This window comes from Ferrovibrio sp., from assembly GCF_019636075.1.
GTDB lineage: Bacteria > Pseudomonadota > Alphaproteobacteria > Ferrovibrionales > Ferrovibrionaceae > Ferrovibrio.
This window is the reverse complement of sequence record NZ_JAHBYG010000006.1, coordinates 106412-115302: the sequence shown is the minus strand read 5'-3', so window position 1 is coordinate 115302 and position 8891 is coordinate 106412. Positions and strand designations below refer to the sequence as shown.

Here is an 8891-nt window from a genome sequence, read left to right as displayed (position 1 = left end):
GGCTTTGGCCAGATCGATGCCGCCGGTGGGGCAGAAACGCAGATCGGGCAGCGGCCCGGCCATGGCCTTGAGATAGGCTGCGCCGCCGGCCGGTTCGGCAGGAAAGAATTTCAGATGACTGAAACCCAGGCTGCGCAGGGCCAGCATCTCGCTGGCCGTGGCGGCGCCGGGCAGGGCTGGCAGGCCATCGGCCTTGCGTGCCTGGGCCAGGGCCTGGGCCAGCATGGGCGGCGTGCCCGGGGTTACCACGAAATCCGCCCCGGCATCGCGGGCCGCCGCTAATTGCCGATCATCCAGCACCGAGCCGATGCCCAACGCGATATCCAGGCCCGATCGTGCAATCGCCGCTGCCGCCGCCAGGGCTTGCGGCGTGCGCAGCGTAATCTCGATCACGCCGATGCCGCCGGCCAGCAGGGCTTGCGCCAGCGGCACGGCATCCTGCGGCGCATCCAGCACCACCACCGGGATCACCGGCGACAGCGCCACGATCTCTTCAATGGGCCGCATCGCGCGCACTGCGTGGTTCCTTCAACAAGATGGTTCCTTCAATAAGCCGCCACCACGCCATCGCTGCGCGGATCGGTGGCGCCTTCCAGCAGGCCATCCTGATGGCGCACGATGGCGCCGGCATGGCCCATGGTGGCGGTGAAATCCTCCAGCACGTCCACCGCATGGCCGGCAGCGCGCATGGTTGCCACCACGGCGGCATCGAAACGGTCTTCCAGCTTCAAGCTCATGCTGGTCTGGCCCCAGGTCTTGCCCAGCAACCAGCGCGGCGCAGTGATCGCGGCCTGCAATTGCTGGCCGAACAGCGCATAGCGGCTGAACAAGGCGGCCTGGGTTTGCGGCTGGCCTTCGCCGCCCATGGTGCCATACACCATCGCGCGGCCATCCTCGAACCGCGCCATGGCCGGATTGAGGGTGTGGAAAGGCCGGCGCCCCGGCGCCAGGCGGCGCGGGCCCTCGCCCTGCAGCAGAAAGCTGCTGCCGCGATTCTGCCAGTTGATGCCGGTTTCCGGCAGCACGCAGCCCGAACCGAATTCGAAATAGATGCTCTGGATATAGCTGACCTGGCGCCCCGCGCCATCGGTGACGCCCAGCCAAATCGTATCGCCCGGCGCACCGGTATAGGGCCAGGGCAACGCACGGGAAGGATGGATGCGGGTGGCCAGCAGATCCAGCATTTCCGGATCGAGATAGCGCTCCGCCGGCACCACCATGGATTCCGGATCGCCCAGGATGCGGTCGCGCACCAGGAAGGCCTGCTTGGTGGCTTCCACCAAGCCATGCAGATAACCGAACCCATCGGCCTCGCGCAGACCGATACGCTGCACATAACGCTCGAACAACGCCAGGATCATCAGCGAGGCGAAGCCCTGGGTGGGAGGTGCGAAATTATACAGCCGCGCCTTGCGCAGCTTCACGCTCAGCGGCGCCGGCAGCCGGGCCTGATGATTGGCCAGATCGGCAGGCTTCAGCAGCGCGCCGATGCGGGCATGATCGGCGGCAATGGCAGCCGCCAGCTTGCCGCGATAGAAGCTGTCCGGCCCATCCTGCGCCAGCGCACGCAAGGTGGCGCCCAGGCGCGGCAGTTTCATGATCTCGCCGGTTCTGGGCGGCTTGCCATCGAGCAGGAAGGTTTCGGCGAAGCCCGGCGCATCGCGCAATTCAGGCAGTTTCTCGGCGGTCAGTTCGGCCTGGCTCTGGGTGACGGCAAAACCCTGCTCGGCATGCCAGACGGCCTCTTCCACCAGGCGCGACAATGGCAGCCGGCCGCCCCAGCGCGCCGAAACCTGCAAAGCCGCATCCCAGCCCGAAATCGCCCCCGCCATCGTGTTGGCCGCCAGAATGCCGCGCCAGGGAATCGCATCGCGGCCGGCATAGGCGGCATCGGTGGCATCCATCAGCGCCGATCCGCAGCCCTCGATGGCCTGGGGCTCCTGCCCCGGTTCGGCCACCAGCCAGAAACCGTCGCCGCCGATGCCGGTCATATGCGGATAGACCACCGACAGCGCGGCCGCCACCGCCACCGCCGCCTCGATGGCATTGCCGCCCTCGCGCAAAACCGAAAGCCCGGCCTGCGCCGCAAGATGATGCGGGGCGGTGACCATGCCTCGGCGGGCGCGCGGCGTATTCAACATCGAAACGGCTCTCTACTGAAACAACGACGAATCAAGAGAGCAGATCGTAGAACATCCGCAAAGCCGTGAAACCTAGAAAAACGGCGAATACGCGCTTGAGGTTGCGAGTATTCAGGCCATGGGCCAGCCTTGCCCCCACCGGAGCGAGCAGGGTTGAGGTGGGGAGTATCAGCGCGAAGCCGAGCAGACTGATATACCCCAGCGAGAACGGCGGCAGATCGGGCACATTCCAACCCGCCAGCACAAAGCCGATGGCGCCGGGAATGCCGATGATGAAGCCGATCGCCGCCGCCGTGCCCACCGCGCGATGGATCGGATAGCCGAACAGCGAGAGGATCGGCACACTGAGCGTGCCGCCGCCGATGCCCATCATGGCGGAGATGGCGCCGATCAAGCCGGCCAGGCCGGCCTTGGCAGGGCCCTTGGGCAGGCTTTCGGCCAGCCGCCATTCCGGCTTGCCGAAGCCCATATGCAACGACACGATAGCCGCCACGCTGGCGAACACCGCTGTCAGCACCGGGCCTTTCACATAGCCGGCAACCGCCGTGCCCACCAGCACGCCGATGAATATCCAGGGGCCCCAGCTTTTCAGCAGGTCGAAATCCACCGCACCGCGCCGATGATGCGCGCGCACGCTGGAGGCCGAAGTGGCGATGATGGTGGCCAGCGAGGTGCCCACCGCCACATGCATACGCACGGCCTCGTCGATACCGAGGCTGGCGAACAGGTGCCACAGCACCGGCACGATCACGATGCCGCCGCCCACGCCGAGCAGACCGGCGGTGATACCAGCCAGCGCACCGGCGGCCAACAGCAGAAAACCGAAAAACAGAATCTGGGTAAGATCGAGAGACATGAAGCAAAACCAAGGAACGAGCTGAATGGATCAGCCCTTGGGTTGCTCCAGCAGGCTGACATGGGCTGCGACAATGCGCCAGCCATCGGGCGTGCGCAACCATGTATGGCTCTGGCGACCTGTCTTGTCGCTGCCATCGCGTTGAAACTCGGTGTTTGCAGTGCCGAAGTCTCGCCCATAAGTGGTGATAACGGTGTTGAAGATACGTCGTGCGAGGCCTGCCGGCGAACGGCCCGAGCGGAAAGCGGCGATGGCATCATAGCCATACAGATTCTCGGTCACGCCGAAACGCAGGGTCACCGGATGCTTGAAAAACAATTCATCCAGCACCGCCACATCGTTGCTCACCAGCGCGGCTTCATAGCGCTGGAAAGCGGCGGTCACTTCGGCCAGCACATCGGGGATGTTGATTTCATAGCTCACGGCAGCCTCGATGCGGCCACGCCGCTCTGTTCCAGATAACGCCCCACCCGCAGCGCCAAATCCTCGCGCCAGGGCGCGGCGATGATCTGCACGCCGATCGGCAGCGCACCCTCGGTATAAGGCGCGGCCACCACCGGCAGGCCGGCGAACGAGATCGGCTGGGTGTAAAGCCCGAGATTGGCGCGCACCGGCAATTCCACGCCGCCCAGCGTCATCATCTTCTGGCCCAGCTTGGGCGCGCTGCAGGGCGTGGCCGGCGCCAGCAGGATGTCCACGTCCCGGAACAACTCGTTCAGCTGAGCGCAGTAATGGCGGCGGAAACGCTGGGCCTGAGCATACCATTCGCCGGGCAGAAGCAGGCCGGCCAGAAAGCGATCCCGCGTATCGGGATCGAAATCCATCGGCCTTTCGCGCAGGCGCTGGCGATGCAGATTGGCGCCTTCGATATTGGTGATCACATAAGCTGCCGCGCGGCCGGCGGCGGCTTCCGCGATCTGCACGCGGCGTTCGGTTCCCAGGGCTTTTGCAAATGCCGCCACGGCAGCCAGCGCCTCAGGTTCGGCGCCTTCGGCGAAATAGCCATCCAGCACCGCGATGCGCAAGCCCGCGATGCCGGCCTCAAGATGCGGAATGGTGGCTTCCTTGGGCCGCTGGGCGCAGACCGGATCGAACGGATCGGGGCCTTGCATGGCATCGTAGCTCAGTGCCAGGTCGCGCGTGCTGCGCGCCAGCGGGCCCAGATGATCCAGGCTGGATACAAACGGATAGCTGCCATGGCGCGACAGCCGGCCGAAAGTCGGCTTCAGGCCGAACAGACCGCAGAGCGAGGACGGCACGCGGATCGAACCATTGGTATCCGATCCCAAACTGAGCGGCACCATGCCCCCGGCCACTGCCGTACCCGAGCCACCCGAAGAACCCCCGCTCATCCGCGTGGGATCATGCGGATTGCGCGACGGCCCGTAATGCGCATTCTCGCCGGTGAAATCATAGGCGTATTCGCCCATGTTGAGGCCGCCGACCAGAATGGCACCGGCCGCCTCCAGACGCTGGATCAGCGTGGCATCCTGCTGCGCCGGCTTGGCCTGGCGGTTGATCTTGGAGCCGGCCAGCGTGGCCAGTCCGGCAATATCGAACAGGTTCTTCACCGCAAACGGCACGCCCGCCAGCGCACCGAGATCGCCGCCCCGCCCGCGCGCCGTATCGATGGCAGCGGCCTTGGCGCGCGCACGTTCGGCGGTGATGGCGGTGAAGGCACCCAACTGACCGTTCACTGCGTCTATGCGGGCAAGGAATTGCTGCAACACCTGAATGGCACTGACCTTGCCATCGCGGATCGCAGCCGCGATTTCATGCCCATGGCTGGAAATATCGATCATGGCGCCATGCCGGGCGTGAAAACGCTGCCGGGCTCGGTGTCATCGGGCAGCGGAATATGCAGGAAGGCCTGGGCGATGCCATGGGCGCGGCGCAGGTTGTCGATCACGCCCGCGCGGCATTCGGCAGGGATGGACAAGCCGGCAAGCGCGGCGGCTTGTTCGACATAGGCTTCGGCATCGAAGGGCTTTTGTGTCATGCAATAACCTTTACCAGATCGGCATCGGGCTCCGCCAGATGGCATGACGCCTCATGGCCCGGCGCCATCGGCCGCAAGTGCGGCATCGCGGTTTCGCATTGCGCGATGCTTTTCGGACAACGGCCCATGAAACGGCAGACATTGGGCGATGGATCGATCGGACTGCGCGGCTCGCCGCCCAATCGGATACGCGCGCTGGCCGCGCCGGGCTCGAAATGCGGAATCGCCGACAGCAAGGCCTGCGTGTAGGGATGGCGCGGATTGCGAAACACCGAATCCGCCGGCCCGATCTCCACGATCTTGCCCAGATACATCACCATCACGCGGTCGCAGAGCAGCCGAACCACATTGAGATCGTGACTGACGAACAGATAGCTCATGCCTAAGCGCTGCTTCAGATCGTCGAGCAATTGCAGGATCACCACCTGCACCGACACGTCCAAAGCCGCCGTGGGTTCGTCCAGGATCAGCAATTCGGGATCGACGGCGATGGCGCGTGCGATGCCCACGCGGGCCTTCTGGCCGCCCGACAATTGATGCGGAAAGCGCGACAGCAAAGCCTGCGGCAGGCCGCACAAATCGGCCAGTTCCGCCACGCGCTTGGCCAGATCGGCGGAGGGCATCGGCTTCAGCCGGTTGATCGGATCGGCGATGGCATCGAAAGCCGTGTAGCGCGGATTCAGGCTGTCGGTGGCATCCTGGAACACCATCTGCACACGCGGCCGGTAAGGGCTGGAACCGAAGCCCTTGGCCGGCATCTGGCCGATCTCCTCGCCATTCAGGCGGATGCTGCCATCGGTGGGATCGAGCAGACGGGTGAGCAGGCGCACCAGCGTGGATTTGCCGCAGCCGCTTTCGCCCACCAGGCCCATCGTCTCGCCGCGTGCGATGGTGAAATTCACATTATCCACGGCATGCAGCTTCGGCGACGGCCCGGCTGCCTGCAGCCATTCCTTCACCGGCCGCTTGAAGCGCGCCGCCGGCTTGCCCACCGCAAACAGCTTGTAGAGCGCGGTAACATCCAGCAGCGGCGTTTCTTTGGGGGGCGTTTGGTCTGTCATAGCGGATTCCAGCAGGCCACCAGGGCGCCGTCCTTCTGCCGATGCACCGGCAGCGGCTTGTCGCAATCGGGGGTCTTGCGCTCGCAGCGCAGGCTGTAGCGGCAAGGCGGAATATGCGTGGCGCGCAGATCGGGTAGCGAACCGGGGATCGAGGCCAGGCCGCGCAACGAAGCCGTGGGGCGTGGCGTGGCAGCGATCAGTCGCGCGGTATAGGGATGGCGCGGATTGTTGAACAACTCCGCCGTCGGCGCGGTTTCCACCACATGGCCGGCATGCATCACCACGATGCGATTACAATATTCCGCCGCCATGCCGAGATCGTGGGTGATCAGCACGGTAGACATACCCTGCGCCGCGCCCAGTTCGGCGATCAGGTCCATGATCACCGCCTGAGTGGTCACGTCCAGACCGGTGGTGGGTTCATCGGCGATCAGCAACTTGGGCGAACAGGCCAGCGCGATGGCGATCATGATGCGCTGGCACATGCCGCCGGAAAGCTCGAACGGATAGGCCTTGGCGCGCCGCTCGGGATCGGGGATGCGCACTTTCTTCAGCATGTCGATTGCGCGGCCCGGCGCCTCGGCCCGGGTGACGCCGCCATGCTCGATCAGCACATCGGCGATCTGCGCGCCCACCCGGCGGATCGGATTGAGCGCCACGCGCGGATTCTGGAAGATCATCGACATTTCGCGCCCGCGCAATTCGCGCAATTCGGATTCCTTGGCGCGCAGCAGATCCTGCCCGCCGAACACCGCGCTGCCCGATGTGGCCTTTCCGGCCGGATCGAGAATGCCCATGATGGTGTAGGCCGAAACCGATTTGCCCGAACCGGATTCGCCCACGATGGCGATCATCTCGCCCTTCTCGACCGAAAAATCCACCCGGTCCAGCGCCTTCACGATGCCGCCACGGGTGCGGAATTCCACGCTCAGGTCTTTCACGTCGAGAAGCGGAACCGACGTCATGTGCGCCTCCGGGGGTCCACCATGTCGCGCAAGCCATCGCCCAGCAGGTTGAAGCAGAATACCGCCAGCATCAGCGCCAGGCCGGGAAACAGCGCCACCCACCATTCGCCTGAGATGATGTATTGCGCGCCCTCGGCCACCAGGATGCCCCATTCCGGCGTGGGCGGCGCAATCCCTAAACCGATGAAGCTGAGGCCCGCCGCATTCAGGATCGCATAGCCCATGGTGAGCGAGCATTGCACCATCAGGATCGGCAGGATGTTGGGCAGGATATGCATGAACAATATCCGCCCTTCCGAATTGCCCGATAATCTGGCCGCCTCAACGAAGCCGGCATTGCGGCGGATATTGGCCTCGGCGCGTGCCACGCGAGCGTAGAGCGGCATGTTGATGATGGCCGTGGCGATCACGATATTGCCCACTGTGTTGCCGAGCGCGGCCACGATGCCCATGGCCAGCACAAAAAGCGGAAACGCCATGATGGTATCGGCGATGCGGCCCACCACGCGGTCGGTCCAGCCGCCGAAATAGCCCGCCGCGATGCCGGCAATGGCGCCGATGCCGAAGGTGAGGATCACCGCCGAAAAAGCGATGCCGAGATCCAGCCGGGTGGCCACCAGCACGCGGCTGAAAATATCGCGGCCCAGCGCATCGGTGCCGAACCAATGCTGCGCGGAAGGCGGCTTCAGGGCGCGCGCGGCATCGGTGAACAGCGGATCATGCGGCGCCAGCCAGGGCCCGAACAAAGCGCAGATCAACAGCAGGCCGAACAGCCCGAAGGCAAACAGCGTGACCGGGTTTTCGGTCAGCACATAGCGGATATGTTTCCAGGTTTCGCTCATGCCTCGAAACCCACGCGCGGATCGATCACGATATAGAGCACGTCGATGGCCAGATTGAGCAGCACATACATCAACGCCATGGTGAGCACGAAACCCTGGATCGGCGCATAATCCGAGGCGATCAGCGCCTCGATGGCAAAGGTGCCGATGCCGGGCCAGGAGAATACTTTCTCCACCAGCACATTGGCGCCGAGCAGGAAAGAAAACACCATGCCCAGTGTGGTGACCACCGGCAGCATGGCATTGCGGAAGGCATAGGCATACACCACCTTGCCGGGGCTGAGGCCGCTGGCCCGCGCGGTGCGGATGAAATCGCTGGACAACACCTCCAGCATGGAAGCCCGGGTCATGCGTGCGATCGGCGCCAGGGTAAACACCGCAAGCGTAAAAGCCGGCAGCAGCAATTGCTTCAAGGCGGCCCAGAAGGTTTCAAGGTCGCCCACCAGCAGGCTATCGACCAGATACAGCCCGGTGATATCGCGCGGCGCGGAATTGAAGATATCAAGCCGCCCCAGCGGCGCCGGCGCCCAGCCCAGCAGATAATACAGCACATAGATCAGCAGCAGGCCGGTGAAAAACGCCGGCAGCGAAACCCCGGCCGTGGTGATCACCCGGCAGCTATGGTCGATCCACGATCCCGGCCGCGTCGCCGCCAGCACGCCCAACGGCACGGCAATGCCCACCGATACCACCAGGCCCAGCAAAGTGAGTTCCAGCGAGGCAGGCAGGCGGCTGCGCACCTCCTCCAGCACCGGACGGCCGGTGGCGATGGAATTGCCCAGATCGCCGCGCGCCAGATCCTTCACATACACCACGAATTGCTCGGGCAGGCTTTTATCCAGCCCAAGCGATTTGCGGATTTCGGCAATCGCCTGCGGCGTGGCCGCCGGCCCGGCGAAATAGGCCGCCGGATCGCCGGGCAAGGCGCGGGTGAGCAGGAAGGTGACGACCAGCACGCCGATCACGCTGGGGATCGCACTGAGCAATCTCTTGCCGATCAACAGCAGCATCGCCGCCCCTCCTGCCC

At 64.8% G+C, this 8891-nt stretch carries 10 protein-coding genes; all 10 read right to left on the bottom strand.

The window, feature by feature from the left end; translation table 11 throughout:
* Positions 1–507: bifunctional 4-hydroxy-2-oxoglutarate aldolase/2-dehydro-3-deoxy-phosphogluconate aldolase (gene eda / locus KF827_RS04755; RefSeq protein WP_291001033.1), on the bottom strand; the 507-nt coding region annotated here is incomplete at its 3' end.
* 38 nt (positions 508–545) lie between these two features.
* Entirely contained in the window at positions 546–2141 is a 1596-nt protein-coding gene (locus KF827_RS04750) for a gamma-glutamyltransferase family protein (protein WP_291001030.1), read from the bottom strand.
* A gap of 31 nt (positions 2142–2172) precedes the next feature.
* Entirely contained in the window at positions 2173–2997 is an 825-nt protein-coding gene (locus KF827_RS04745) for a sulfite exporter TauE/SafE family protein (protein WP_291001025.1), read from the bottom strand.
* Positions 2998–3027: 30 nt separating this feature from the next.
* Entirely contained in the window at positions 3028–3420 is a 393-nt protein-coding gene (gene hpxZ, locus KF827_RS04740) for an oxalurate catabolism protein HpxZ (protein WP_291001019.1), read from the bottom strand.
* On the bottom strand, positions 3417–4799 hold the full coding sequence (locus KF827_RS04735; RefSeq protein WP_291001016.1) for an AtzE family amidohydrolase: 1383 nt from the start codon (positions 4797–4799) through the stop codon (positions 3417–3419). The genes hpxZ and KF827_RS04735 overlap by 4 nt, the downstream gene beginning before the upstream one ends.
* On the bottom strand, positions 4796–4996 hold the full coding sequence (locus KF827_RS04730; protein ID WP_291001013.1) for a DUF4089 domain-containing protein: 201 nt from the start codon (positions 4994–4996) through the stop codon (positions 4796–4798). The genes KF827_RS04735 and KF827_RS04730 overlap by 4 nt, the downstream gene beginning before the upstream one ends.
* Positions 4993–6057, bottom strand: coding sequence for an ABC transporter ATP-binding protein (locus KF827_RS04725; protein WP_291001011.1), 1065 nt, complete (start codon positions 6055–6057; stop codon positions 4993–4995). Before KF827_RS04725 ends, KF827_RS04730 begins: the two co-directional genes overlap by 4 nt.
* On the bottom strand, positions 6054–7022 hold the full coding sequence (locus tag KF827_RS04720) for an ABC transporter ATP-binding protein (protein WP_291001006.1): 969 nt from the start codon (positions 7020–7022) through the stop codon (positions 6054–6056). The genes KF827_RS04725 and KF827_RS04720 overlap by 4 nt, the downstream gene beginning before the upstream one ends.
* On the bottom strand, positions 7019–7864 hold the full coding sequence (locus tag KF827_RS04715; protein ID WP_291001001.1) for an ABC transporter permease: 846 nt from the start codon (positions 7862–7864) through the stop codon (positions 7019–7021). Before KF827_RS04715 ends, KF827_RS04720 begins: the two co-directional genes overlap by 4 nt.
* The gene (locus KF827_RS04710; RefSeq protein ID WP_291000998.1) at positions 7861–8874 is read right to left on the bottom strand and encodes an ABC transporter permease; all 1014 of its coding nucleotides are present in this window, start codon (positions 8872–8874) and stop codon (positions 7861–7863) included. Before KF827_RS04710 ends, KF827_RS04715 begins: the two co-directional genes overlap by 4 nt.
* Between the last annotated feature and the right edge of the window lie 17 nt (positions 8875–8891).

Coding starts and splice junctions, on each gene's coding strand:
- KF827_RS04750 (WP_291001030.1), bottom strand. CDS start 2,141: ATGTTGAATACGCCGCGCGCCCGCCGAGGCATGGTCACCGCCCCGCAT.
- KF827_RS04745 (WP_291001025.1), bottom strand. CDS start 2,997: ATGTCTCTCGATCTTACCCAGATTCTGTTTTTCGGTTTTCTGCTGTTG.
- KF827_RS04735 (WP_291001016.1), bottom strand. CDS start 4,799: ATGATCGATATTTCCAGCCATGGGCATGAAATCGCGGCTGCGATCCGC.
- KF827_RS04730 (WP_291001013.1), bottom strand. CDS start 4,996: ATGACACAAAAGCCCTTCGATGCCGAAGCCTATGTCGAACAAGCCGCC.
- KF827_RS04725 (WP_291001011.1), bottom strand. CDS start 6,057: ATGACAGACCAAACGCCCCCCAAAGAAACGCCGCTGCTGGATGTTACC.
- KF827_RS04720 (WP_291001006.1), bottom strand. CDS start 7,022: ATGACGTCGGTTCCGCTTCTCGACGTGAAAGACCTGAGCGTGGAATTC.
- KF827_RS04715 (WP_291001001.1), bottom strand. CDS start 7,864: ATGAGCGAAACCTGGAAACATATCCGCTATGTGCTGACCGAAAACCCG.
- KF827_RS04710 (WP_291000998.1), bottom strand. CDS start 8,874: ATGCTGCTGTTGATCGGCAAGAGATTGCTCAGTGCGATCCCCAGCGTG.